The 25,098-nt window shown below is 43.8% G+C and carries 23 protein-coding genes and 1 riboswitch; of the genes, 9 read left to right on the top strand and 14 right to left on the bottom strand.

Annotated features, from left to right (window positions below; genetic code table 11):
• Positions 1-215 precede the first annotated feature (215 nt).
• Positions 216-3,095, top strand: coding sequence for an amylo-alpha-1,6-glucosidase (locus VER99_RS17120; RefSeq protein ID WP_020334106.1), 2,880 nt, complete (start codon positions 216-218; stop codon positions 3,093-3,095).
• An 85-nt stretch (positions 3,096-3,180) separates the two neighbouring features.
• On the opposite strand, the gene VER99_RS17115 is transcribed toward VER99_RS17120, so the two are convergent.
• Entirely contained in the window at positions 3,181-4,716 is a 1,536-nt protein-coding gene (locus VER99_RS17115) for a DEAD/DEAH box helicase (protein WP_020334107.1), read from the bottom strand.
• A 227-nt stretch (positions 4,717-4,943) separates the two neighbouring features.
• On the opposite strand from VER99_RS17115, the gene VER99_RS17110 reads away from it, so the two are divergent.
• Complete coding sequence (locus VER99_RS17110; protein ID WP_020334108.1) at positions 4,944-5,372, top strand: VOC family protein; 429 nt, start codon at positions 4,944-4,946, stop codon at positions 5,370-5,372.
• A 48-nt stretch (positions 5,373-5,420) separates the two neighbouring features.
• Here the strand turns inward: VER99_RS17110 and VER99_RS17105 are convergent, their stop codons facing one another.
• From VER99_RS17105 to VER99_RS17095, 3 genes are all read right to left on the bottom strand, one after another.
• Positions 5,421-6,131, bottom strand: coding sequence for a lipoate--protein ligase family protein (locus VER99_RS17105; RefSeq protein WP_020334109.1), 711 nt, complete (start codon positions 6,129-6,131; stop codon positions 5,421-5,423).
• A 162-nt stretch (positions 6,132-6,293) separates the two neighbouring features.
• Positions 6,294-7,322 (bottom strand): hypothetical protein, encoded by a 1,029-nt coding sequence (locus VER99_RS17100; RefSeq protein WP_020334110.1) that lies wholly within the window; start codon positions 7,320-7,322, stop codon positions 6,294-6,296.
• Between the two features lie 646 nt (positions 7,323-7,968).
• Positions 7,969-9,006, bottom strand: coding sequence for a DUF4382 domain-containing protein (locus VER99_RS17095; protein WP_020334111.1), 1,038 nt, complete (start codon positions 9,004-9,006; stop codon positions 7,969-7,971).
• Between the two features lie 207 nt (positions 9,007-9,213).
• On the opposite strand from VER99_RS17095, the gene VER99_RS17090 reads away from it, so the two are divergent.
• On the top strand, positions 9,214-9,453 hold the full coding sequence (locus tag VER99_RS17090; protein ID WP_014233727.1) for a YdcH family protein: 240 nt from the start codon (positions 9,214-9,216) through the stop codon (positions 9,451-9,453).
• A 44-nt stretch (positions 9,454-9,497) separates the two neighbouring features.
• Here the strand turns inward: VER99_RS17090 and VER99_RS17085 are convergent, their stop codons facing one another.
• Positions 9,498-10,154, bottom strand: coding sequence for a cupin domain-containing protein (locus VER99_RS17085; RefSeq protein ID WP_020334113.1), 657 nt, complete (start codon positions 10,152-10,154; stop codon positions 9,498-9,500).
• A gap of 306 nt (positions 10,155-10,460) precedes the next feature.
• On the opposite strand from VER99_RS17085, the gene VER99_RS17080 reads away from it, so the two are divergent.
• From VER99_RS17080 to VER99_RS17070, 3 genes are all read left to right on the top strand, one after another.
• Entirely contained in the window at positions 10,461-11,180 is a 720-nt protein-coding gene (locus tag VER99_RS17080) for a beta-ketoacyl-ACP reductase (RefSeq protein ID WP_014233729.1), read from the top strand.
• Positions 11,181-11,426: 246 nt separating this feature from the next.
• Positions 11,427-12,284, top strand: a complete 858-nt coding sequence (gene yghU / locus VER99_RS17075; RefSeq protein WP_014233730.1) for a glutathione-dependent disulfide-bond oxidoreductase — start codon at positions 11,427-11,429, stop codon at positions 12,282-12,284.
• 812 nt (positions 12,285-13,096) lie between these two features.
• Positions 13,097-14,425: a S1 family peptidase gene (locus tag VER99_RS17070; protein ID WP_020334119.1), complete on the top strand. Its 1,329-nt coding sequence runs from the start codon at positions 13,097-13,099 to the stop codon at positions 14,423-14,425.
• Positions 14,426-14,479: 54 nt separating this feature from the next.
• Here the strand turns inward: VER99_RS17070 and VER99_RS17065 are convergent, their stop codons facing one another.
• The 5 genes from VER99_RS17065 to cspE all read right to left on the bottom strand — a co-directional run bounded on the left by VER99_RS17065 (position 14,480) and on the right by cspE (position 17,360).
• Positions 14,480-14,953 carry a peroxiredoxin gene (locus VER99_RS17065; protein WP_014233732.1) on the bottom strand — a complete coding sequence of 158 codons (474 nt, stop codon included), beginning with the start codon at positions 14,951-14,953 and terminating at the stop codon, positions 14,480-14,482.
• 174 nt (positions 14,954-15,127) lie between these two features.
• Entirely contained in the window at positions 15,128-16,141 is a 1,014-nt protein-coding gene (locus VER99_RS17060; protein WP_020334120.1) for an adenosine deaminase, read from the bottom strand.
• A gap of 89 nt (positions 16,142-16,230) precedes the next feature.
• Positions 16,231-16,330: riboswitch (purine riboswitch) on the bottom strand.
• A gap of 180 nt (positions 16,331-16,510) precedes the next feature.
• Complete coding sequence (locus VER99_RS17055) at positions 16,511-16,651, bottom strand: PA3496 family putative envelope integrity protein (RefSeq protein ID WP_014233734.1); 141 nt, start codon at positions 16,649-16,651, stop codon at positions 16,511-16,513.
• Positions 16,652-16,701: 50 nt separating this feature from the next.
• Entirely contained in the window at positions 16,702-16,911 is a 210-nt protein-coding gene (locus tag VER99_RS17050) for a hypothetical protein (protein ID WP_020334121.1), read from the bottom strand.
• Between the two features lie 239 nt (positions 16,912-17,150).
• The gene (cspE, locus tag VER99_RS17045; protein ID WP_014233736.1) at positions 17,151-17,360 is read right to left on the bottom strand and encodes a transcription antiterminator/RNA stability regulator CspE; all 210 of its coding nucleotides are present in this window, start codon (positions 17,358-17,360) and stop codon (positions 17,151-17,153) included.
• A gap of 443 nt (positions 17,361-17,803) precedes the next feature.
• Here cspE and VER99_RS17040 point away from each other — a divergent pair, with 443 nt between their 5' ends.
• Entirely contained in the window at positions 17,804-18,652 is an 849-nt protein-coding gene (locus tag VER99_RS17040) for a pirin family protein (protein WP_020334122.1), read from the top strand.
• A gap of 148 nt (positions 18,653-18,800) precedes the next feature.
• Here VER99_RS17040 and VER99_RS17035 read toward each other — a convergent pair whose 3' ends face one another.
• Positions 18,801-19,649, bottom strand: coding sequence for a patatin-like phospholipase family protein (locus tag VER99_RS17035; RefSeq protein WP_020334123.1), 849 nt, complete (start codon positions 19,647-19,649; stop codon positions 18,801-18,803).
• A 185-nt stretch (positions 19,650-19,834) separates the two neighbouring features.
• On the opposite strand from VER99_RS17035, the gene dmeF reads away from it, so the two are divergent.
• Positions 19,835-20,737, top strand: a complete 903-nt coding sequence (gene dmeF, locus VER99_RS17030; RefSeq protein ID WP_024373004.1) for a CDF family Co(II)/Ni(II) efflux transporter DmeF — start codon at positions 19,835-19,837, stop codon at positions 20,735-20,737.
• Positions 20,738-20,740: 3 nt separating this feature from the next.
• Entirely contained in the window at positions 20,741-21,157 is a 417-nt protein-coding gene (locus VER99_RS17025) for a MarR family winged helix-turn-helix transcriptional regulator (protein ID WP_020334125.1), read from the top strand.
• Positions 21,158-21,667: 510 nt separating this feature from the next.
• On the opposite strand, the gene VER99_RS17020 is transcribed toward VER99_RS17025, so the two are convergent.
• From VER99_RS17020 to VER99_RS17010, 3 genes are all read right to left on the bottom strand, one after another.
• Positions 21,668-22,099, bottom strand: a complete 432-nt coding sequence (locus VER99_RS17020) for a YccF domain-containing protein (protein ID WP_014233741.1) — start codon at positions 22,097-22,099, stop codon at positions 21,668-21,670.
• A 243-nt stretch (positions 22,100-22,342) separates the two neighbouring features.
• A complete protein-coding gene (locus tag VER99_RS17015; RefSeq protein ID WP_020334126.1) occupies positions 22,343-23,275 on the bottom strand; it encodes a Gfo/Idh/MocA family protein in 933 nt (310 codons plus the stop codon).
• Between the two features lie 151 nt (positions 23,276-23,426).
• Positions 23,427-25,085 carry a phosphoethanolamine transferase gene (locus VER99_RS17010; RefSeq protein WP_020334127.1) on the bottom strand — a complete coding sequence of 553 codons (1,659 nt, stop codon included), beginning with the start codon at positions 25,083-25,085 and terminating at the stop codon, positions 23,427-23,429.
• Positions 25,086-25,098: the final 13 nt, after the last annotated feature.

Below are 25,098 nucleotides of genomic sequence, written 5' to 3'. Positions count from 1 at the left end.
CCCCTTTTTAAGCGCGGGGTATTTTGCACACTTTCATGGACGAATCACAAACTTGGCATTCAAATTTGTAGGAAAAATCTGAGATTCATAGATCTAAATCACCGTTGGAGGGTAGAGGTATAGATGCCATCTATAGCTAAGCGTTTTATACCTATTTTTCTCCTAAGAATGCGTTCTTTAGACTAACGCCCAAAATAACAATCTAAGGAATGAACATGAAACCGAGCTTTATTGCGCTTGCTGTCGCGTCTTGTATTGGTCTGGCTGGATGTGGCTCTGATTCGTCAGAGGTGATTGAACCTGTCGACAAACCTATTATTTCAGCAGATTTATATTTGCGAGGATTAAACGGGGATTGGGGCACGGCTGACCATGCCAAGCTAAACTATCTGGGTAACAATGAGTACGAAACCGTACTGCGCGTCGCTCGAGGTAGTAATCAGTTTAAGATTGCTGATCCGGGGTGGCAGATCCAATACACCTATTTTGAGGAGCCTGCGGCGTTTGATGAAGCTCAGGATTACTTGCCAAAACCCGATAGCAATGAAGCGTGTATGAACGATGATTGTAACTCGGAGATCACGTTTGCAGATAAAGGCTACTACAAGTTTTCTGTAAGCTTTGCTGATGAAAGTCGCGCGACCATGACAGTGACAAAAGCAACCCAAGAAGAAGCAGAAAAATACTACTCTGATGCGATCTTAGATCCCGCAATGGTTCACGAGGGGCATCAGAGTAAAGAGGTGAAACTGTTCGCCAACTATGATGACTCTAGCGACACCGTTACTTTCTCTGTGAAAGACCCTGCTGCAGAGATGCGTGAGTTTGGTATTTCAACCACCACCGAGCTAAGAGATGCTCTGGATCAGGGCGTGGTTGTTAATGAGCAAGCGGGCCCAAGAGTTTTGTCGGGTGATGTGGCGTTCGATGCGCTGTTTGCATTGACGATGAAAGAGCTGGATCAACTTGCGGTCTCACAAATCCAAGACGGCAATTACAACTACAACAACCCAATTGAAGCCGAAGTTTTTGAGACGGGCGCGAAATGGCACTATGTCTGGACGCGAGATCTCGCCTATGCTGCGGATCTTTCTCTTGCTCTTATGAACCCAACTCGCGTTCAAAATGGTCTGAACTTTAAACTGTCTGCTTTCCGCGAAACGACAGAACAACAGTACGATGGTGAGCAAATTGTACAGGATACTGGTACAGGCGGAAGTTGGCCCATCAGTACCGACAGAACCACTTGGGCTCTCGGTGCTGAACGATTACTTTCGGCGCTGGATGGAGAAGAATACAGCCAGTTTGCTGAACGCGCTTATAAAGCGATCAGCAACACGTTAGAGGCCGATCGACTTGCTGCTTTTGATGCTAAATCAGGACTTTATACCGGTGAACAGTCCTTCCTTGACTGGCGTGAACAAACTTATTCCAAATGGACGCCTGATGACGTGAATGCCATCGGCAGTAGCAAAGCGCTGTCGACTAACGTGGTCCACTACCGCGCGTTAAAACTTGCCGCGCAATTGGCCGAGCAATACGACTCGACTAATGCGGTGAAATACAGTGAATGGGCAGAGCAATTGAAGTCTGACATTAATGCTCAATTCTGGAATGCAGAGCGCGGCATGTATGTGAGTTACCTGTTTGACAACGGCAAAGACATCGCTATCGATAAATACGACATGCTGGGTGAGGCGCTTGCGATCATCAGTGGCATCGCGACAGACACACAAGCTAAGCAAATCATGTCGAATTACCCACACAGTGAGTTTGGTGTACCTGTTTATTTCCCGCAACAACCAGATGTTCCCGTTTATCATAACCGAGCAATCTGGCCATTTGTGACAGCCTATAGCTTGCGCGCGGCTCATCAAACTCAAAATGTTGCAGCGGCGAACAATGCGATTCATTCTCTGGTCCGTGGAACAGCAACCAACTTGTCGAACATGGAAAACCTAGAGTGGTTATCGGGCAAATCTTTCATTATTCACAGTGATCATGGTGAAGACCCAAGTCTTGATGGTCCAGTCATTAACTCTCAGCGTCAGCTGTGGTCTGTGGGTGGTTACCTGAATATGGTGGTGGAAACTATTTTTGGCATCCATACCGAAACGGGTCAGCTTGAGATAAAACCGTTTATTACCAGTTGGGTGCGCAATCACTTACTCGCTCAGTCTGATGAAATCACGCTGGAAAACTTTGCATTCAAAGGGAAAACTTACTCGGTGACGATTGAGTTGCCTGAAGTCAGCGAAGATGAAGCCGGCTACTATCCGGTAGAAAATGTCACTCTGGATGAAGATGGAAGCTACCGCGTGACATTAGGTGGATTGGTCAATGTTGAGAGTGAAGTAAAACTGGTCTCGGGCGTTGCACCATACGCCAGCGAAGATAGCCGTGTTTACTCGCCGCAAGAACCTACCTTGGTCGCGACATCTGCAGACAATTCAGTCAACATTGCTGTAGAGAGCAAATACAACGTGAACTTGTACCGCAATGGCGATTTAATTCAGTCTAACGTGGCTGCACAGACATACACAGATGTGCCAGAAGGTTTTGCTTGCTACATAGCGGAAAGCATCAATGATCAGGGGTTCCGTTCGAATCCAAGTCAGCCTGTTTGTATTGGTGAGGAGATTCGTATCAAACTGGAAGGGGATTATCAGCCTCTGAAAGAGGATGTCTCCGTTGTCACTGTAAACAAAGATAGTGGCGCAGTGAATGGGCTGGAGTCGTTCTCAGTACCATCAAGTGGTACTTACCAGTTTGATGCTTGGTACAACAATAATTTGGGCCAGCTTAATACGGGGATCACTAACGCCGTTAAGCTACTAGAAGTGACCAATGAGTCAGGCACCGTCGTTGGCCAAGGTTACTTGCAGATGGGGCATATTGGTGAAAACCAGGGCATGCGTTACTCAACTCAGGTTGAAATCGCGCTTGAACAAGGTATGACTTATCAGATTGCGCTGAAGGATCATTTCAATATGAGCTATCTCAAGTCGAATGAAACCTACATCTACGCGGGTGGCATTGAAGGTGAGCTGAATGAAGCCCAAATTGCGGATATTCGTATTACTCCTTTGAAATAATTGACTCGCTTGGCATAAAAACAAAGCCGCTCATGTGATGAGCGGCTTTGTGGTTTTCAATCAGGTTAATGTGCCAGAGGCAGAGTTAGTTTGCTGGTTGTGGACGAGCCTTGCGACGCTGACCCGATGGTTTATTGCCGGCTGGTTTAGCGCCTTGTGGCTTGCGACTACCTGCTGGCTTCCCGCCATTACCACTTTTATTTCCATTTGGCTTGTTGCCATTTGATTGGGTGTTTGAACGCCCTTGGCCTTCACGGTTACCTTTTGGTTTACCCGCTCCGGCTTGGTTAGCGCCATTTTTGTTGCCGCTGTTATTACCCTTGCCGTTACCATTGAAACGGCGCTTAGGTTTACCAGCAACGTTAGAGGCTTTTTTATCGGCAGGTTGCGCGTTGCTGCCTTCCGCTTGAGGTGCTTTTGGCTTTTTAGGTTTCTTTGGTTTTTTCGGCTTAATCGGACGCGTATCCAGTTTTGACTCTGGCACGACATTCGTTGGTGCGAAACCATCAAGCTCTTTACGTGGTAAAACTTCTTGGATCAAACGCTCGATCGCAAATAATTCTGGCGCTTCAATCGCACAAACCAGAGAGATCGCTTTGCCCACTTCGCCCGCACGACCAGTACGACCAATGCGGTGAACGTAATCTTCTGCCACTTTTGGCAATTCAAAGTTCACAACTTGTGGCAACTGAGGAATATCAATACCGCGAGCGGCGATGTCAGTCGCAACCAGCACACGAATTTCACCCGATTTAAAATCAGCCAGTGCTTTGGTACGTGCACCTTGGCTTTTATTACCGTGAATCGCTGCCGCTGGTAGATTTTGCTCTACCAGGAACTTAGCCAAGCGGTTTGCGCCATGTTTTGTACGCATGAATACCAGTACTTGTCGCCAGTCACCATCATTAATCAGCTTCACCAGCATCGGCGCTTTTTTCTTCACGTCTGATGGGTAAATACTTTGTTCAACGGTTCGTGCTGTAGAGTTTGCTGGGTTAACTGAGATCTCGACAGGGTTGTTCACCAAACCTTTCGCAAGGTCGCGTATCTCATTTGAGAACGTCGCAGAGAACAGTAGGTTCTGACGCTGCTTAGGTAGTAAATCGAGAATCTTACGAATATCGCGAATGAAGCCCATATCTAACATACGGTCCGCTTCGTCCAGCACCAGTACTTCCAGTTGGTCGAACTTAATTGCGTTCTGGCTGTAAAGGTCCATTAGACGACCTGGAGTCGCGACCAGTACATCCGCACCTTTACGCAGGCGCAGCATTTGCGGATTGATTTTTACACCACCAAATACCACGGCGCTCGTAAGCGGCAAGTGACGGCTGTACATGAAGACGTTTTCCTGTACCTGAGCCGCAAGCTCACGGGTAGGGGTCAGGATTAAAGCGCGAATATGGTTACTACGAACGCGAGGTCCATTGGACAAACGCTCCAGGATTGGCAGCGTAAAGCCTGCTGTTTTACCTGTACCAGTCTGTGCTGCTGCCATGACGTCTTTCCCTTCCAATATTGCCGGAATTGCCTGAGCCTGAATTGGAGAAGGGGTATCGTAGCCTTTTTCCTGAATAGCTTTAAGGATTGGAGCAGATAGACCTAACGAGGTAAAACCCATATGTATGATTCTCAATTGTCGAGTTAGATAACAACGCGTCGAAATTAGTTTCGCCGCGAAAAGTGCGACATTCTGAGGCTTTTATGCGCGAGCTTCAACTAATTCCGTATTTGATCGCCATCTCATTTTTGTAGCCACATTCAAAATCGCTCTTTACCTCAACTTAACTTGAGGTTCTAGAGTGAGTAGTAAGGACATGAAAGCGAGAAGAAAAAAGGAAAACACCAATGAAAAGTTACGTTGAACACGCCAATATCTCAGTAGTCGATGCGCAGAAGACCATTCAATTTTTAATTGCGGCAGTTCCTGAGTGGACAGTACGTGGCGGCGGAAAAATTGATAACTGGTTTGGTCGAACGATTGAATGGTTTCACGTTGGCGACGACCATTCTTACATTGCGATCTCTTCAGGAGGGAAAGGAGAAGCGAACCATTGGACATCGCAATTTACTGGCGTCAAACATGTTGGGATTGTAGTCCCTAATGTAGAGGCGCTCATCGAACGCTTGAGGCTCGCCGGGTACGAACTGGATCATAGAGGTGATGAGCACCCGTTCAGAAAGAACGTCTACTATATGGAAGATCACGGCATGCAGTTTGAATTTATTGAATATTTTTCTGATGTATATAGTGAGAGAAATGATTACTCTCACTAACTGATTTAAGACGCTTGGAGCAGGATTCACATCTTGCTCCTTTTTAAGTTACGTGCGGTTGGCTTGTGCTAAAAAAGCACTGGTTAGTCGCTGAAATAACGCGTCAACAGCTGGCCTATCTGTGATGTGATCGAATAATGGTGTGTGTACATCACCACGAATATTATCGTTGTGACCGCAGAGTTGGTTACACAGTCGCACTGGCTCAACAATTTTGTCGACATTGGCATCGATCAGGATGCAAGCCTGGGACAAGACGACTTTTCCTCCGCCTTTTTTAAGTAATACACGTTGTGCGGTTCCGACGACTTTTTGCCCTCCAATATTCAAATTGTACTCACCATCACAGTACGAGTATGGCGTCGCGTGCACGTCTACCTTCACGCCAAGTTGTTCAAAAAAGACCGTTAAAATTGAGCACAAATCGAGGTAGGCTTTTTTTATGTCGTAGGGTTGATCTTCTGGCCAGTGATAGATGTGAGATAGGTTGATGATTCCCGGAACTTGAGGAACTGGAGCACCACCAGTTTTACGAGAAAATAACTTCCAGCCGGTGTTGTCCAGAGCGTTTTTTAATTCTTCCGATACTGGCCATTTCCTACCTGCTGGTAATACTAAGGTCGGGCTTTTGACTTGCCAAAGAAGCAATACTTGCGAAAGCTGATTAGATTGAACCTGGGCGATTAGCTCATCTTCTTTATCAAAAACATCAGAGACTTCCGTTGCGACATAACGGATCAGTTTATTCTTTGCAGCCAAATATCATCCCTCACTTATTACCACCACTCGTTTTATCGCAGATACAAAAAGAATACTAGTTAGCATCTCATTGTTTGGGTTACTTATCTCATAGAAGAAGTGTCAAAGCTGGCTGGTTAAGCCTGCTTTGTTCTCTTTAGTTTGTTTCATCTCTATCTTCGACTAGTTTATGTCAGCCGTTGCGATAGCGATTAAGTCGGTAAATGACAATGAAAAAGGCTGTTCTGTGTTCAACGCCTTGGCCGGAAACTCTATGCTCAATTGGGCATGTTCGGGAGCCTTTTGCACAAGTCGCGTGACGAACGTGCGAGTTTCTCCAGGTGAAATAGATAGATGTTTACTCCCGTGAGAAGAGAGTTCTGCAATGCCTATAGTTGGTATGCTGTTACCATCATTATCTTCAATACTGAGCAGAGATTCAGGTCTGTATAGAAGGTTTCCGCTTTCATTACGATAAGCGCTAAACGTATTGAATTGAGGCTCTAACTTGCCCTCAGCGCCGATGTTCGTGACGGAGAAAGTTACGTTGGAACCGTCAAAGTCTTCCACTTTCACCATCACGTTATCGTTTTGATAGCTAGCAGCGGCAACTGCGCTAGAAGCTTCTTCGTTGTTTTGCTGGTCGTTATTGCGTTCGTTCGATTCGCTCGGTTGTTTATTGCTTTGCTTTTTGAACATAGCGTAAGACTGATCTGCCATCGCGATGAGTGCAGGGATGGAGTAAAGGGTAAGACCTTCTAAATGGTCAAAATCTATTTTCGCATGCTGGGTCAGTTTATTATTTGAAAACTGGCAATAACCATCGATAAGGCTGATCAATGCCAGCTCATAAGTGCCTTTCAATCGCTCTGCTTCCTTCGCGGCCAGATTTAAATTTGATCTCATCCTTTGAATGTCATTGAGAGTACGTTTGGGATAGCGGCCATTGGGCGAAACATCATTAGAAACCGATACCAGTTCTTCCGTTACAAACGGATTTTTTGCTGTCGGAATGACGGTAGTGATGTGGTTAGATTTCGTTATATCCTGACCGAGTAACATGACCATTTTTTGAGAGACTGAAGTTCGGTTGGTTGCAAGTATGTTGTTGCAGTTTGGCGATGTTGCCGCGTATGAGTAGTAAACGGGAAAGTAGGAAATTAGGACCGCTAAGCCCGTAACGACGAGTACTTTTGTTATTCGAGTTTTCATTCTGATAACCCCTCTGTCTCTTAGCGCGATAGGCTGACGTATTGCCCCCAGTCAACCTAATTGGTTCGCGCTTTCAGAATGGTTGTAATCAACTTTTAGTAGCAGGTTACCTTGTTATATTGCGTCTTCGTCACTTTGAAACTCTTTAAATCCGTATGTTCAAAAGTGCCTGATTTAGAGCGCATTAATGCTACAAAGTTGATGCCTTTTTCTGAAAGATAGACGCTACTTTTCTAACCATCAATATGTGGTTGAGAGCGTGAAGTGTGTCACATATCGATGCGCAAGAAAAAACAGTTACTTACTGTAGAAAGTTGATTTGAAGGAAAAATATATTTTTTGAAGGGAACTTTTTGTGGCACGAAGTTGGTGCTTAACAAATTAAAAAAACATCAACAGTAAGTGTTCTTCGTTGGGTAAGTAAATCTATGCTTATCGTTTGTTTAATGCGTCACCTAGGCAAGTTAAGGTAAGCGAAAATTCTTGAGCTGGCACTTTGGTAACGTTGAGTTGGAGAGCGGTTTGAGCTGGTTTTTATTTACCCACTCGTTACCTCTGATGAATTATGGCCTCAAAATACCTACTTTGATTAGCGGTATTTTGAGGTCACTTTGGAATTGGTTGTACAACATTCTTAGATGAGGCGCTAGAAGTTCGCTTCGGTATCTGTACCCACTGAAACGCTCAGCCCACTGACGGAATCAAAGATACTGAATGCCTCACCTTCTACAAGTCCATCTTCCGAATCATCGTTCGCAGTACATGTGTAACCGACAGAATAGGTACCAGGCTCGACAAAGCCGAATTCATACGTGTAGTCTGTATTGTTGTCGGCTAGTGAAACGGCTGCTGCTGCGATTGGGTCGACTTTTCCTTCAACGCCAGCAAATGGACCCATGTCTTCTTCGGCAACGTTACCTTCATATAAATAAACCGCTTGAGCATATCCGTTTCCAGTATCGGTATCGTTCACACAGCCTCCATACGTTGCAGCTAATACAACACCTTGGATATCACCAGTGGTGACCGTGTTAATCAATGATACTGAAGTTCGTTGAATACTATAACCTTCGTTTTGACCTGTACCATCTTTCAGGCCTCGACGCAGGTCAAATTCGACAACGTACTCATTGTTGTCTGGATTCACTGCGAATGTGTTATTGAAGAACAGAACCCCGGCGTTATCTTCTTTACCCACACCTTGTGGGCAGGCTCCATCTCCTTTTACCGTGAGTGGAATTTTGTTGCCTGTCAGTTCATCGACGACATAGGAAGGGTAATCGGGATGGTCTCCATCGTTGGCAAAAACACAAAGCTTATAATTACCGACAGGAAGAAGTTCGCCATCTAAAAGATCTTCCACATCACTGCCTTGTACGTCCAACAAGTTCACACTGAGTGGAATAGGATCTTCGCCTTCAAGAAGCAGTTCACCATCTTCGTCAACATAGTTCCCTTCTTCATCCGTTTTGTATACTTCAAAAATTTGAGGTGTTTCATCGTCAATAGATAGGAAAGCGACTTTGCTGAATGTAACGACCACATCGGAGACATCATCAATGGGAGCATCGGATACAGAAAGTGTTACAGGAGTTGTCGCGCTAACGGAATCGCTGTCTGAATTACAGCCAAATAGTGCCATCGCCACTGCGACACCGACTAAGCTGAATTTTACGGTTTTCATTGGATGTACCTTCTCGCTGGAATTCTATTAAATGTAGTCGAAAAAGTAGTGAACGTTTTAGATGTCCTAACGTTTCAGTTGTTGGCGTTAGTTAAGTAAAAGTGTGGGCAATTCGACGATATATTGCCCGATGTAATGCTATGTTTATTAATGCACTGCTTAAAATATGAGCAAACATATACATCAACCATCCACCAAGAGGTCTATATGTTAGGTGAAAATCACTCATTAACTCATGAATTTCCAGAACATTTGGATACCATCTCCCATCTGTCAGCAAATGATGCATCCTTTGCTGAAAACGTGAGAAACTACAACGCCTTGGATAAAGAAATACGTGTTTTGGAACTGCAAGGTAACCCCATTGATGATCACGAGATGAATATACTGAAACATAATCGTGCTGAACTGAAAGATTGGTTACATTCCAGGATCATGGGTGCATAGCCAGCTAATGAGTATCGGCTCGTATCTAGGCATACGAGCCTTTTTTATTTTTGAACTGGCAGATGCCCAGTCTTGACCCAAATCACCGTTTCTTCTTCGACAAATGGCGTGTGTGAACTCAAATGTGGATTTCGCATCCAGGTATGCTTGGGATAGATGCCGAACTCATCTTGAAACTTGCCAGATAAAACTAATATTTCTTCGCCACCAAAGTGTTGGTGTGCATGAAACTGTTCTCCTTTCGGCCATTTCACTAGCGCAACACGTTCATGACCAAATTCATGCAAAGGCATCACTTGCAGGCCGCCAATTCCGGGGAGCCACTCTGCCTTATTGGTATTGATGCGTACTTCCGCAAGATCTTGGGGATCAAACTGGTTCAGTTTTACCAAAATGACACACCCTTCGTTACTGAACGGAGCATGATGGCTACCTGGTGGGTTGCGAATGTAAGTACCAGCAGGGTAATCGCCATTTTCATCAGAAAACACGCCTTCAAGCACTAAAATTTCCTCACCGAACGGGTGATAGTGCGTCGCAAAGCGTGATCCAGCTTCATATTTTACAATACTGGTGGTGTGCCCTGATTCTTTCGCTTCACGCTCTAATGGTTTACGCCAAACGCCTTTGGCCGGGCTGGCAATCCATTCTTGCTGAGTTGTGTTAATCACAACTCTCTGAGTGAAATTCATATTCAACATGCTGAAATTCCGAGACCTATTTTTAGCAGTCCATATTCATTCTATACGTATCACACCCTAAACCGACTTAAAACCTACAGCAAGAGTGTATGAAAACTTGTTGGAAAAGGACGAATCCAAAGCTCCGACTAACGGAGGTACTGAAAAAATACTGACCAATTGTATCGGATCGCTCACAACTCGCTCTTAGAATTTATCTATAGTTTTACTAGCGACGCAAAGGCGTGCTAGAACGAGAAGCAAAAGAGAATACAGGAACAAGTGCTGAAGCGCAGGGTGTATTCTCAAAAATATAGGAACACCAAGATGAAACATGACAAAGTAGCCATTGTCACTGGTGCCGCTCGCGGTATTGGACGAGCGATTTGTGAGCAACTATTAGAAGATGGCTTTTATGTCATCGGGTTAGATATCTCTCCGGTCGAATGGAGCCAGTCATCACAGCTCACCAGCTATCAAGTTAACCTATGTGATTCCAAAGGGGTCAATGAAGTCGTAGAGAGCATCATTCAGCAACATCATCGCATTGATGTATTAGTTAATAATGCAGGTATTACTCGAGACGCTCTACTTCAGGATATGCTGGAGAAAGATTGGGACAGTGTCATCGATGTAAACCTAAAAGCGGTATTTTTATTAACGCAAAGTGTCGCTCCGGTAATGTTAAACCAAGGTACTGGCAGTATTGTGAATATCTCTTCCATCGTGGGTACTGATGGAAATATTGGTCAGAGTAATTATGCTGCCAGCAAAGGCGGTGTCATCTCAATGAGCAAAGGGTGGGCGAAAGAGCTTGCTCGAAAAGGCGCGCAAATACGTGTGAATTGTGTGGCTCCCGGATTCATTGTTACAGATATGACCAAAGACCTGCCTGAGAAAGTGATCAAAATGATGGAAGGTAAAACTCCATTAGGCCGGATGGGGTCCGTTCGAGATATCGCAAATGGTGTTGCCTTCTTAGCATCAGACAAGAGTGAGTTCATTACAGGACAAGTGTTAAAAATCGATGGTGGCTTAGTCTTATAGTCCTTCGCGCCGTCCCTTCATGGGGCGGCTATCTCCTGCCCCTAGCCATATCTGCTTGATTTATCTTATAGCGCTAAAGAAAAAACCATAACCAAAGGTTCTAATCAAACTCGTCTTGAGGGCTTTAAATTTATGGTTGCGACCTAATATTCTGTTTATGACCAAATGAATTCAAGACATGGGATTGAGTAACACACTACTGATCCTATCAGCCAAAGGCGCATTCAAACACGATAAGGAATAACAATGTCAAACGAGTACATACCACCAAAAGTTTGGACAAACGACAGTGAAAATGGCGGCCAATGGGCAAGCATCAACCGTCCGGACTCAGGCGCACGTCATGAGCAAGAGTTACCCGTTGGTGAGCATCCATTCCAGCTATATTCCATGGGGACACCAAATGGCCAAAAAGTCACCATTATGTTTGAAGAGCTGCTGGCTGCTGGTGTGAAAGAAGCGGAATACGACGCACATTTGATTAAAATCGGTGATAGTGACCAGTTTGGTTCCGGGTTTGTTGCGGTTAACCCAAATTCAAAAATTCCTGCGTTAGTCGATCGCTCTGGCGAAGAGCCGGTCAATGTTTTTGAATCTGGCAATATTCTTTTCTACTTAGCGGAAAAATTTGGCCTGTTCTTGCCTAAAGAAGGGGCAAAGCGAGCGGAAGTAATGAACTGGTTGTTTTGGCTGCAAGGGTCTGCGCCATATCTTGGTGGTGGCTTCGGGCATTTCTACGCCTATGCACCAGAGAAGTTTGAATATCCGATCAACCGATTTACCATGGAAGCGAAACGTCAATTAGATGTTCTGGACAAACGCTTAGCGAACAATGAGTTTTTAGGTGGCGACGAATACAGTATCGCGGATATCGCCACTTGGCCTTGGTATGGCAACCTAGTTTTGGGACGAGCGTACGATGCGGCTGAGTTTTTAGACGTAAACAGCTACGAGCACGTAGTTCGTTGGGCAAAAGCCATCGATCAACGTGAAGCAGTCAAACGCGGTCGTATTGTTAACCGAACTTGGGGTGAAGAAGGCGAGTATCTTGAGGAGCGACATAGTGCACAAGATATTGATGACGTGTTAAAGCTAAAACTTTAGGCTCAATCCTATTATCCTGCGTACCATTCACGAAATTGGTGCGCAGTTTTCTATTCTGTTCTACGATCAACTCGCATACTTGAATCCATCAATGATGAATTTATTAGTCAATACTGAAAAGGATTAACGAAGCGTTACGCTTAGCAACATTAGTATCAACACCGGAAAAGACTTTTCTATTTAAATCTAGTTTGAAAACATAAACGTCATTAATATCTGACATAAGTGACATTTATATTTCATTTCTATACTTCTGATTTTGCTTTTTAAATCGATTAATTAGTTGTTTTTCTTGTCTACTCTTATTTATTTTTCCAGCCATATTATTGACCCTTAGCTAACAATATAAAATCAAAGAGACGCAATACTATCGCTATTGAAAGTCATATTTCGTTGATTTTCATTGCCCCCTATTTTCCAGTTCGCCAGCATGAACTGTGTTGTTGTTATGTCCGCACACGTGTTTTTTATAACCCGCCTGAGTGCGGACGGTTTTTTATCTTCACTCACTACAGTATTAATGGCTGCTAGTGCAGTTTCGAGCAATTCTCTCTTCATTTTTCTGGTTAACGCTATATTACCCATTAACTAAACATGGTATGAGCTATGTATCATAAATGGGTGTAATCTTTGAAACTAATTCTCATGCTTTAGAATTATGTGGTCCGGATTATGTTTTGCAACTTAAGTTGCAGTTAGTAGTGAACTAAATGCCTATACTTTTGTGCATGTAGTTGCCCAAGTATGCAGGTGTGTAATGCACGTTGTCCGTTCATACTCAGTCAACTTTGTTTATCCAAGGAGGGAAGTGTATGAGAAACAAATGGGCACCGCTGTTTGCCTCACTTTTGATCAGTACATCAACGTACGCAATTGTTGTAGATGAAAATACTTATGTTCAGAAAACTCAACAGGATTTTGACGATAACTTTTCTTTTTTAGCTTCTGTTCGAGCCAGTATTTTCGCTGAAGATCACTCATGTGGTGGGACTATAATCAGTGAGCGCTGGGTGTTGACTGCTGCCCACTGTTTAGTTGCTTCTGATGCTAGTTTGGAAGATAGCAACTCGAACCCTGACGTGTTTACACTTTATGATGTGGCCAAACCTAAAGAAATCTCAATAACGGCTGGCAAGGCAGATTTGTCTCAAGTTGAGATATCTGACATCTATAAGGTCACTCACGTTGTGATACATCCAGATTATTATCCAGTGCAATCTGTTACTGTAGAAACAATCGATAGTACAGATAACACTGGTGAGACTGAGGTAATGGTCCTAGAGTCAACCGCATACCAGAATGACCTTGCTTTACTTTATGTTGAACGTGATTTTCCTTCAAACCTCGTCGGCAAGGTGAGCTTAGGTGATGTAAATAGCAATAGTAGATTGTCTGATTTAGGAGAAAGGTGGGACTCTGCTAATCCTGAACCTAATGTAAAAGTCGCAGGTTGGGGGACTGGTGGTGATTCTGATCCTGCAATTGGGGCTAGCACGACTGAATTTAGAGATACAGATGTTTCTTATTACCCTATGTCTCTTTGTTATGAACGCCTAGAGTCTGCTGAAGAAATGCCAATCTACCTTGAATCTCCGGTAGACCCTACGAAGCTATGTACGTTGCCGACACAAAGTTTTCCTATCGGTGACAACATATTTGGTAATGGTGCCTGTGTCGGCGATACGGGTGGTCCTTTATTACTGCCAAGTAGCGATGGCCTGAGCTTTACCCAAGTTGGTATTATCAGTGCTGGTCCAATCATTAATAGCGTCTGTAGCTCTGTTACCTTACCAACTTGGTACACCAACGTTTCTTATTACACAGAGTGGATTGACTCATACTTGGACAGTGAGCAACCTCCCGAAGCTGTTATCACCAAACCTGACTTTCTGATTGTTCCAGAGGAAACCGAAGATGGCGAAGATACGGTGACGGAAGGAGAAGAAGGTGAAACGGTTACAGAAACAGAAGACGAAGAAGTCATAGAAGATGAAGAGTGTAACGCCTCGATTGAAGGTCAGTACGTTGTTTTTTGTGATGACGATGAAGATGATGACAGTAGCGGTGGTTCTATCGGTTACATGTATCTACTGTTGATGTTACTTTTAGCGGCAAGCAGAAGAAAAGTTATTAACCGCTAGTACTAATAAACATAAAAGAACGCCCCGAGTTAAGTTAGGGCGTTCTTTTTTTAATTAAAGTGCTGCAAGAATTGTTTCTGCGTTGCTCACTTCAAACTTCTGTGGTTCTTCAACATTAAGTTTGGTCACGACACCATTATCAACAATCATCGCATAACGTTGCGAACGAATACCACCAAAACCGCCAGTATCCATTTCCAGACCAAGTGCTTTGGTGAAGCTTGCATCACCATCACCCAGCATCATAATCTCAGAGGCATTTTGAGCTTCACCCCAAGCGTGCATAACAAATGCGTCATTTGTTGCGATACATGCGATAAGATCAACGCCTTTTGCTTTTAGCTGGTCTGCTAGAACAACATAGCCTGGCAAGTGAGCTTCTGAACAAGTCGGAGTGAACGCACCCGGGACAGCAAACAACACCACTTTTTTATTCGCAAACAGCTCAGTTACGTCGTGATTTGCCATGCCATCGGCTGTTAGTTCACTGACAGTTGCAGAAGGTAGTGCTTGGCCTTGTTGAATCATAATTGTCTTCCTTTTGATATTCGTTATTTGTCTCAGTCAGTCTAGCGCTTAAGTTGAACATTAACCACTGAGGGTTTGTAAGGGTATACCCAAGTATTATTAACATTCTGAATTAAATCGGAAAGTCATTTGAGTATACACATCAATTTATAACGATTTAACGAGTCTCAATTTCTATAAAGAAGAATGACTTTCAACGTAGTTTTTTACTTGAGAACGATAGCTAGCTTTCATTTCGTCATCAATAAAACTCGCTTCTATGGCGTTAAGCGTGAACTGCGCGATTTCAGCGTTGCTCATTGGGTGTGCCTGACTCACAGCGAGGAAATTGTCGGTCATGTAGCCACCAAAGTAAGCTGGGTCATCGGAATTAATCGTGACTGCAACGCCTTGACGGAGAAGATCGACAATGTTGTGCTGCTTCATGTCATCAAAGACACACAGCTTAATGTTCGAGAGTGGACAGACCGTAAGAGGCATTTTGCTTTCGATAAGTGAGGCAACCAAGGTTTTGTCTTCTACGCAGCGAACGCCGTGGTCAACGCGGCTGACTTCCAACATTTCAATTGCGTCAGAGATATTTTGCGCTGGGCCTTCTTCACCAGCGTGAGCAACCGTTAATAGACCCGCCGCTTTTGCTTGTTGGAATACGCGCTCAAATTTTGCTGGTGGGTGTCCCTTCTCTGATGAATCTAAGCCGACACCAATAATTTTATCGCGATGTTTGAGAACAGATTGTAGCGTTTCGATAGCGCTCTCTTCAGACAGGTGACGTAGGAAGCAGGCAATGATTTGAGAAGTAATGCCAAGTTGTTCCTGACCATCTTTTAACGCGCGGCTAATTCCGTTTATCACGGTATCAAAATCAATACCGCGTTCGGTATGAGTTTGAGGATCAAAAAAGATTTCCGTATGAATGACGTTATCGGCTTTGCAGCGTTCTAGATACTCCCAGGTCAGATCATAAAAGTCTTGCTCTGTACGTAAAGCATTAGCGCCTTGGTAGTAAAGGTCGAGGAAAGACTGTAAATCTTCGAACTGGTATGCTTCGCGTAATTCACTAGGGGTCGAGTACGGGATTTCAATACCGTTGCGTTTAGCAAGCTTGAACAGCAACTCTGGCTCAAGTGAACCTTCGATATGTAAGTGTAACTCTACTTTTGGAAGACCTTGAATAAATGCGTTCATATTCCACCTTTTGTGTATTGTGGATGCAGTTACTCTAAGAATAGGTATTGATAGAAATAAGTCGAACGCTATTACAAAGAGTAAGATACATCGTGATCTCAACTCTTCGTAATCAGCACTTTGCGGGAGCTGGTAGAGACCCCCAAACCATATCATTGGGGTTATACGAAGCAAACGGTTGCGATTATACGCAAAATTATCAATTTGACTAGGGGTTTATTGGTGACACTGAACAAGTGAAATAATCGGAGGATATTCAGTTAGGCTGTATAGAAGAGGATTGGGATAGAAAAGGCACTGTTCATGTGAGTGAAAGGCAGGCGGCGTTACCTTACACTTAACATGAAGAAAGAAGATGATGTTACTCTGTTAGAGATCAAATAATTTATCAAACTCTCTTTGTTCCATAATGTCTTCAATACGGCGTCGAGTTTTTTGCTTAATCGCTGCATTATTTTGCTCAGATTCTTTCTTTTCTTTTTCTAATTGTTTGTTACTTTTCTTAGCCATAAAAAGGCCTCCAACTTGAACGTGAATACTATCAATGCCTGAAAAATGTTTTATTTGACAATAAAACTTCCTATCTTTGAACCTTCGTCACACAGAATTGCACCTTCACCGTTTTTTTCATTATATTGGAAGTCAATAGAAACACTGTTGGTTTGAAGTTTTGGCAATACATGTCGCATTAATATATCGCTATTAAGTTGATGTATTCTGGCATTCCAAGTGGTTTGTGGTTGTTTTAAATTAAACTCAATTTCTAACATTTATTCTCCTGTTTCTTTACCGTTTTGTCTTTGTTAAGTAGTTGGTACCAATGCCTTTGACGGCTAGTTCTTCTAGAGGACATATTACTTTCCTTTTATTAAAAAAATATAAAATCGCACTGCCAAATTTATTTTAGACAGCACTAAGCTAAGCCATTAAATGGCTAAAAATTAAAATGGGATTTTTGAAGGGGAGAAGTTTGGTGCAGCATGAATATGCTACACCAAGAAAAGCAGTCTTATAGAGGAGTAACTTCAGTCGCTTGAGGACCTTTTTTACCTTGCTCTACGTTAAAGCTTACTTTCTGACCTTCAGTCAGTGTTTTGAAACCGTCAGCAACAATCGCGTTGAAGTGTACGAATACATCTTGGCCGCCGTTGTCTTGAGATAGGAAACCGAAACCTTTTGTTTCGTTGAACCATTTTACTGAACCAGTTACTTTAGACATAAAAACACCTTTGAAATAAACATTTTAATTACGAATTTTCGTGTGGATCTTTTTTAAGCTATTGAATGTTCAATCAAGAGGAAGTTGTACGCAGGTGTCTGAATGGGTGATTCAAGATTTTACTGAGAAGGAACTTAAACTAAATGTTGCATTAACAGCTCTTCTTTAAGAGCCAACGCCCACTATACACCGAGTTTAGAAAATAGCCACATTTATTTTTTGGTTGATGTTAGCCAATGTTCCAACAGTGAGCGAGCAGATAATTTGCCTCTATTTACACAACAGCGGAGGGAAGAATTGTTGTCATTCGAAAATATTGAACAATTAGCTCAACTGCATATGGTCATGATTATTTTTCTCCACACTACAATAACAGCATACCGATAGCCAAGTGATGCGAACTTGACAGAGAAAAGTGAGCGAGGCTTTTGAGGAGAAAGATTATGAGTAAAACAAGAGAAGTCCGTCAGATAATTCCTTCCCAGCCTACTGCGGATGGTGATGGCGTTAAAATTCGCCGAGTAGCTGGATTCAATAATGCCAGTTTTTCACCATTTTTGATGGTGGATGAGTTGAAATCTGATAACCGCGCTGACTATATCGGCGGTTTTCCTCCGCACCCTCACCGAGGTATTGAAACCCTGACCTATATGTTGAAAGGGCACTTTCAACATCGTGATCACATGGATAATGTCGGTGAACTTCGTTCTGGTGGCGCTCAATGGATGGCTGCTGGCCGTGGTGTTATTCATAGTGAAATGCCAATTATGCAAGATGGCGAACTGCATGGTTTTCAGATTTGGATTAATCAGCCAGCAAAAAATAAAATGCAACCTGCTCAGTATCATGATTTCCAGCCTGAAACCATCACCGAAGTGAATGACAAAAATGTCGGCTTGGTTCGTATTATTGCCGGGGAACTTAATATCAATGGGAACCGAACTAGCGGACCACTAACGAAAACGGGCGTTGATGCAACGGTTGCTGATTGGCGACCACATGCAGGCGCAACGCTCCAGCTTGTCACCGAGTCGAACCACAACATGATGCTTTATGTCTACCAAGGTAACGTTGAAACTCAGCAACGAGTCATAAAACAAGGCGAAATGGCGTTCTTGTCTCAAGGAGAGTGGGTTGAGCTGACGGCAAACGACGCAAGTGGAGTACTAGTTTTCATTGGCGAGCCGATTAACGAGCCCGTGGTTCACTATGGTCCATTTGTTATGAACAGCATTGAAGAAATCGAACAAGCGATCCAAGACTACAATGCAGGACTGTTTGAAACTTATTAGTTTTTGGTGATTTACCGAGAACAAAAAATAAGAGAATTGGAGCCTGACTGTTGGGCTTACTGAAAAGCAAATACGATAATCCACTGCCATCGAATTTGCATTAGCCACGCCTTAGGGTGTGGCTTTTTTCTTTTCGAAACCGATAATTTTAAATCTGCTCCCAGCGCATCATGGCTTCTTTCCCAGCCTCTAAACCGAGATCATACGCTGCACGTAATGGCTCCGGAGAACGGCTCAAGCGCTTCAATTTAAATGTCTCTGGCGGACAAACCTGAATAATCTCTATGCCTTCTGGCGGATTCTCAATAAGTGATAGGGCTTGATTGTAGCGAATGTCACGAGTCAGCATCGGCTCAATCAAAGCAGGTGTATCTTTCAACATACGTTTGGTTGCGGCCCCAAACTTTGATTTTGATTTTCGGTAGCTTGCGGGACGACTGCGCAATACCATGATTTTCGTTGCACCTCGTTTAATGGCTTCTGCAATAGGAATCGCATCAGAGACGCCACCATCAACATATCGTGTACCATTCAGTAATACGCCGTTGCGATAAAGGATAGGCAGTGCACTACTGGCTTTCATTGTTTCTGCCAGTGCATCCACGTTTGGAGTCAGATATTCCGCTTCACCCGTGTCTTGACGAGTAACCCCTAAGAAGAAAGGGCGCGGGTCTGCAGCCAGAACGGCTTTGTCGATCCCAAGTTCTTCGAGTGTGAGATTCCACATCCAGTCGAGATCCATCATATCTCCGCCAAGAACCAACCGACTCGGGTTAATAAATTCTTTACGTAGGCTGTAATCGAGATAGATTTTCAGATTTCTTCCCGGCATGTTCGCTAGGTAAGCCGCTAAGTTACTTGCTCCTGCTGACACTCCCCAAAAGCTGTCAAAGGGTGAGAAATTTTGCTCTAAAAAGTGGTCGAGTATGCCGCACGAAAAGACGCCCCGCATAGCGCCTCCCTCCACAATCAATGCGCGAGTACCTACTTGTTCCATCGGTATTTTCCATCACGTTTGGGTCAGATTGGATGACCATTAGCTTAACGTATTGAGTGATATAACCAAAGCCCAACCAGACATGGGGTTGCATTAGTCGTTGACAATGTTTGATTGTCAAACTAAATTTATATCAAGTATTTTGATTATCAAACAAATGAGCATTCAGGATGAAAGGTCACGCAATGACAGTCTCGCAGCATTCACATGATTTTGTGTCACATAACCATCAAGGTGAAAGACGAACTTTTTACGTACTGCTTCTTACGCTGGTCACTATGATAGTAGAGATTAGTGCGGGTACGTTGTTTGGTTCCATGGCGTTACTGGCTGATGGCTGGCATATGGGGACTCATGCCGCGGCATTTTGCATTACTTTGTTTGCCTATCGTTACGCAAAGCAGCACGCGAACAGTGAGCGATTTTCTTTTGGTACAGGCAAAGTAAGTGTGTTGGGCGGGTTCACTAGCGCAATAGCACTTGGCATCGTCGCATTGATGATGATGGTTGAGTCTGTACATCGGTTATTCAACCCAGAAACGATTAAGTTTAACGAAGCGATAATGGTGGCGGTCATTGGCTTGGTGGTAAACCTGGCGAGTATGTTGCTTTTAAAGGATCACCACCATCATGGACATGAGCATCATCATCACGATCACCACCATGAACATCATCATGATCACAACTTAGCGGCGGCGTATTTCCATGTTCTTGCGGACACGTTAACGTCACTACTTGCGATTGTCGCCCTCATCATCGGTAAATTTTATGGTTGGGTTTGGTTAGACGCGGCTATGGGTATCGTCGGTGCGCTGGTCATTGGTAAATGGACGCTTGGTTTAATTCGGCAAACGGCCCCAGTTTTATTAGATGAAAGTATTGATGAGCAATATCGACAAGATATTCGTGCAGAGCTTGACCCTTACGCTGATGTAGTGGATCTTCATGTATGGAAAGTGAGTGGACACCATTATTCAGCGGCTATTGCGATTAAGAATCGCAGTAACAAATCACTCGGTGAATTTAAACAAATGTTGAGTAAGTTTGATAAGATTCATCACCTTACTCTCGAATTGCAAAATGACTAAACGATGAGCGAATTAGAAAGATTGAATCAAATGTTGACTGAGTTCTACGATAAAATGTCGTCGTGGGAGCAGTCAGTTGTGAAAGAAACGGGTTATTCACTGGCTCAGGTCCATACTATTGAGGTACTCGGCGGTCATGGTGCTCTACGCATGAAAGAGCTGGCTGAAAAGCTGGGCATCACAACGGGAACGTTAACCGTTCAGGTTGATAAACTCGTCAATGCAAATTTGATTGAACGCTGCCCACATCCTGAAGACCGTCGTGCGATTGTGGTCAAGTTGACACCAGAAGGTGAGCTCATACATCGTCATCATAATCAGTTGCATTTGGATTTAGTCCGAGATTTGACCCGACATATCGAGCCTGAGCAACAAGCCGTATTTCTGACCTGTCTGGAAAGGATGAACCGCGAGTTCTAACCTGTCTAAACGCCTATTTTATCGATAAAGCAGAGTGCATATCAGCCTCTGCTTTTTTTATCTAGCCTGCGAGACACCACTCTGTTGCTGGTTTGAGCCGTTGTTTTTGTCTATTCCCCGTGCAAAATTTACTTTTTAAGTTCTTCTCTTCGCTGACTTTAATCGAAACTAACACGTTATATCTCGTAATTGCAGGCAAAATCTCCACGATCTAGGTGGATCTTGACTATGCTTATAGTTCGGCTTGCAGAAAATAAACAGGGAAGGTGGGCGGCAAAACCATAGTTAGACTTGAAATTTAACAACCATTTCTATGATGGCGAGGTTGTTAGATATCTTTGATTTATATAATAAATAATTAAAAGTCAGTAGTGGTCTAGGTATTAATTTATAATATTAGGCGACGCTATGAACACACAACCAACCATAATCGAGTACGCTTTAGCAATCATCGGCTTACTTTTGACAGGGGTTACCCTCTGAGAACCATCTCCCAGAGGATAACAAGTTTTATCGATTAATATTGAAGCGAGCCATTGCAGCTTCTTCTTTCGATACGACAGTTTTACCAATTGGCGCAAGGGAAATAACCGCCAGTTTGAGGTGCTGAAGTGCAAACGGAATACCGATAATGGTAACAAAGCACGCAACCGCGGAAGCGACATGACCGATTGCCAGCCAGATACCTGCAAACACAAACCACACTATATTACCGATAACGCCAAGTGGACTGGTGCCTATGTCCATCTCGTTGGTCAGTTCATCACGTGAAATGGCTTCTTTTCCGAATGGGAAAAATGAAAAGTTACCCATGACGAAACAGGCGCGCCCCCACGGGATACCGATAATGCTGATGAAGGCCAGGATGCCGAAAAACCACCACAGCAGTCCCATAAATACGCCACCCAACACAAACCAGATGATGTTGCCAAGAGTTCTCATTCTATTTCCTATTTCTAATCGTCGATTTTAAATCGAGTTCATGCCACTGATGTAAAGTGACGTCATTGAATCCAATTTGGACATGATTATAAGTATGTCACAGGAATCTTAACAGAGTATGAATAACATTAATCTGAGCTAAGGTTTGGAAGTAACTAGTTGTAAGGTGGGAAGAATATCCACGCCACCATGCTTCTTCACTTAAGCTAAAGCAAACGAACGTGGATACCGTATTGACGGCGCTTAACGTAAAATGGCTTTCTCAATTTGTTGGCATATTGCTTCTGCTAATTGGTGGCTGGCGATATTGCGATCGACAACTGTATTCCCCAGCTTTCCGCTTTCTATGACGCTAAACCAATCTAATAGCATCCCATGGAAGCCTTTACTGGTTAGCATTGGCGTCCAATCTTTTAAGCTTAATTTTTGCTCTTGGTTTTCTTGCCAACGTTTGCCTTCGACAAAAGAGTCGAACTCGACCGCTTGGTTGGCGTAACACGCCTGTACTCGTTCGGTTGTGATGCCAAAATGGCGATTCATAGAAGCGTGCAGAAGTGTCTCACCATGTTGCCATTGCACATCCAGCCGGGCTAACTCAGCTCCATCAAACTGATGGGTGACGTAAACGTCCTGCAGATTGGCTTTAGCCACAATGTTCACACTGTCTAACGGATGAATGAAATCGTCAAAAATAAAAGTACGAACGTCACCGGGCAAGTTATGTCGATTCTTTTCCCAGCGAAGTGACTTCAATCCGGTGAGTTCGCCCTTTTGGACGCCATGCATGTGTTGATTGTAGAGCGGGATATGGCGGCGATTGAAGCCAACATAAAGAGGCTGATTCGTCTGAGCCGAAATCTCATACAGTTTTTCGACCTCTGCGGCATTGTCAGCCAGAGGTTTATCTACAAAGGTCGGAATACCCTGTTTTAAAAAGTATTCAGCGATTTGAAAGTGGACACTGGTAGCGGCGTGTATCATGACGGCATCGACGCCGAAGTTCATAAGTTGCTGATAGTCCTGACAGGTTTCTGCGATTCTATACTGTTGAGCCAGAGCGCTCAGAGTTGTGGTATTTCTGGTACAAAATACCAAGTCAATATTGGGGAGCTGAGTGATAACAGGAAGATAAGCTTTTTGCGCAATATCTCCTAAGCCGATGATGCCAATTTTCATCTGGATTCTTCTCTTTGTAGTGACTAGCCGCCGAGTATAGCAAGGGTGAGGGTTAATTTGCTGGAGTGCTATGTCATAAAAAAGCCTGACTCACAATTTGTGGTCAGGCTTAAGGTTCTGGCTTAATTACCCAGCGGTAATGACTTATCTCTCAGGCATTTGGCGTGCGACATGTTTTGAAAATGTCCAGTGCACCGTCGTACGCGCTGGTTTTAACATCCATAATGCCTAACAACGAGTGGAAGACATTATCCTGAGAGTATTTACCCACGCTTTGCGCTGCTTGGCTCAAACAGTCTGTATTAATCTGCTTTGCCTGCTTAAAGTTTGGTGACATCCACATCATAAAAGGCACACGCTTTTGGGTGTCTGGTGCAAGGCTGTAAGGCATGCCATGCAGGAACATACCGCTTTCACCCAGAGATTCGCCATGGTCAGAGATGTAAACCAAAGCCGTGTTGTATTTGTCTTCCAATGTCGTGAGTTTATCGATGGTCTGTTCTAGTACATAGTCTGTGTAGCGGATGGTGTTGTCATAGCTATTGACTATTTGTTCGACACTACAGTTTTCGATATCGGCGCGAGGGCAATCTGGTTGGAAGAACGCTTTGTCTTTCGGATATCGCTGAAAGTAGGTTGGACCATGGCTGCCGATAAGGTGCAGCGTGACGACTCGGTTACCCTCCATACTATCTATTTCTTGCTCAAAGTTGTCGAGAAGCGCCATATCATAGCAAGTAGTGCCATTACACCATTGATCGGTCTTCGCTCTGTCTACCGCGATCTTTTTGACTTTATGGGCAACGTGCTTATCACCGCCATCGTTTTCTTTCCACATCACGTCTATGCCCGCTCGTTGCATAATATCTAACACATTGTCTTGGTTGTCTGCTTTGCTGCGGTCGAAGTTGTGGTGTGTCAGTTGGGAAAACATACACGGAAGCGATACCGCTGTTGCGGTGCCGCAGGAAGCAAAATCCTGAAAGGAAATCACGTCTAGCTTGCTGGTGTAGGGGTTAGTTTTTCGCTCATACCCATTGAGTTGATAATTTTGAGAGCGAGCAGTCTCACCGACAACAAAGACTAACAGCGTTGGCTTTTTCTGAGCTTGTGTTAAGGCTGCTGCGGACTGTTTGGCCTCGGTACCAATCTCGCGATAAGGCTCTGGTTCGGTAAGGTAAGTTTTTTTCACGTATCCGGCTGCGCTATAGACGAACTGAGTCGGGATGATCATCTTTTTCAGATAACTGTTGTTTCTGCCTACCGATGCATAGTCTTGATAATACAACGCTGCAATGCCCGCAATAACAGCAAGAGAGGCGATCATAGACACCAACTTGGTGATAGAAAAGTGCAAACATTGGCCGCTCAACGGACGCAACTTGGTATTGGCTACTACCAGCGCAGGTACGATACCCATTAATAGCACCCACAAAGCGGAATACGCACTGAAGTAGGAGCTGGCTTCGCTGGTATCTGTTTCAACAATATTGGCGATCATGCCGTAGTCGAACAGTGTGCCATAGTTGTAACTCGCGTAGCTCACCATGCTCGATAGAATGAGCAGTAGGATAAAAAACGGTTTCCCTATCCACGGCCAGCTAAACAAATTGAAAAGGAAGTTAAGTGCAGCGATAAAGAAAATTGGGATGGTAACAACAAACCCGACTTTAACGTTATCGAGGCTAGATAGAATCCCAATGAGCTCTTTGTAAATCGGGATATTGACAACAAGCGCAAAATAAAACGCTAATAAAAAAGAAAAGGTAACGTAAGAGATCCCTTCTCGTTGTAAATCAACTGTCTTCATAAATAACTGCCTT

Origin of the sequence: Vibrio natriegens NBRC 15636 = ATCC 14048 = DSM 759 (assembly GCF_035621455.1) — a bacterium.
Lineage (GTDB): Bacteria > Pseudomonadota > Gammaproteobacteria > Enterobacterales > Vibrionaceae > Vibrio > Vibrio natriegens.
Note: the sequence above shows the minus strand (reverse complement) of the source record. Positions and strands in the feature narration are given on the sequence as shown.

Coding starts and splice junctions, on each gene's coding strand:
- VER99_RS17120 (WP_020334106.1), top strand. CDS start 216: ATGAAACCGAGCTTTATTGCGCTTGCTGTCGCGTCTTGTATTGGTCTG.
- VER99_RS17115 (WP_020334107.1), bottom strand. CDS start 4,716: ATGGGTTTTACCTCGTTAGGTCTATCTGCTCCAATCCTTAAAGCTATT.
- VER99_RS17110 (WP_020334108.1), top strand. CDS start 4,944: ATGAAAAGTTACGTTGAACACGCCAATATCTCAGTAGTCGATGCGCAG.
- VER99_RS17100 (WP_020334110.1), bottom strand. CDS start 7,322: ATGAAAACTCGAATAACAAAAGTACTCGTCGTTACGGGCTTAGCGGTC.
- VER99_RS17095 (WP_020334111.1), bottom strand. CDS start 9,006: ATGAAAACCGTAAAATTCAGCTTAGTCGGTGTCGCAGTGGCGATGGCA.
- VER99_RS17090 (WP_014233727.1), top strand. CDS start 9,214: ATGTTAGGTGAAAATCACTCATTAACTCATGAATTTCCAGAACATTTG.
- VER99_RS17085 (WP_020334113.1), bottom strand. CDS start 10,154: ATGTTGAATATGAATTTCACTCAGAGAGTTGTGATTAACACAACTCAG.
- VER99_RS17080 (WP_014233729.1), top strand. CDS start 10,461: ATGAAACATGACAAAGTAGCCATTGTCACTGGTGCCGCTCGCGGTATT.
- yghU (WP_014233730.1), top strand. CDS start 11,427: ATGTCAAACGAGTACATACCACCAAAAGTTTGGACAAACGACAGTGAA.
- VER99_RS17070 (WP_020334119.1), top strand. CDS start 13,097: ATGAGAAACAAATGGGCACCGCTGTTTGCCTCACTTTTGATCAGTACA.
- VER99_RS17065 (WP_014233732.1), bottom strand. CDS start 14,953: ATGATTCAACAAGGCCAAGCACTACCTTCTGCAACTGTCAGTGAACTA.
- VER99_RS17060 (WP_020334120.1), bottom strand. CDS start 16,141: ATGAACGCATTTATTCAAGGTCTTCCAAAAGTAGAGTTACACTTACAT.
- VER99_RS17055 (WP_014233734.1), bottom strand. CDS start 16,651: ATGGCTAAGAAAAGTAACAAACAATTAGAAAAAGAAAAGAAAGAATCT.
- VER99_RS17050 (WP_020334121.1), bottom strand. CDS start 16,911: ATGTTAGAAATTGAGTTTAATTTAAAACAACCACAAACCACTTGGAAT.
- cspE (WP_014233736.1), bottom strand. CDS start 17,360: ATGTCTAAAGTAACTGGTTCAGTAAAATGGTTCAACGAAACAAAAGGT.
- VER99_RS17040 (WP_020334122.1), top strand. CDS start 17,804: ATGAGTAAAACAAGAGAAGTCCGTCAGATAATTCCTTCCCAGCCTACT.
- VER99_RS17035 (WP_020334123.1), bottom strand. CDS start 19,649: ATGGAACAAGTAGGTACTCGCGCATTGATTGTGGAGGGAGGCGCTATG.
- dmeF (WP_024373004.1), top strand. CDS start 19,835: ATGACAGTCTCGCAGCATTCACATGATTTTGTGTCACATAACCATCAA.
- VER99_RS17025 (WP_020334125.1), top strand. CDS start 20,741: ATGAGCGAATTAGAAAGATTGAATCAAATGTTGACTGAGTTCTACGAT.
- VER99_RS17020 (WP_014233741.1), bottom strand. CDS start 22,099: ATGAGAACTCTTGGCAACATCATCTGGTTTGTGTTGGGTGGCGTATTT.
- VER99_RS17015 (WP_020334126.1), bottom strand. CDS start 23,275: ATGAAAATTGGCATCATCGGCTTAGGAGATATTGCGCAAAAAGCTTAT.
- VER99_RS17010 (WP_020334127.1), bottom strand. CDS start 25,085: ATGAAGACAGTTGATTTACAACGAGAAGGGATCTCTTACGTTACCTTT.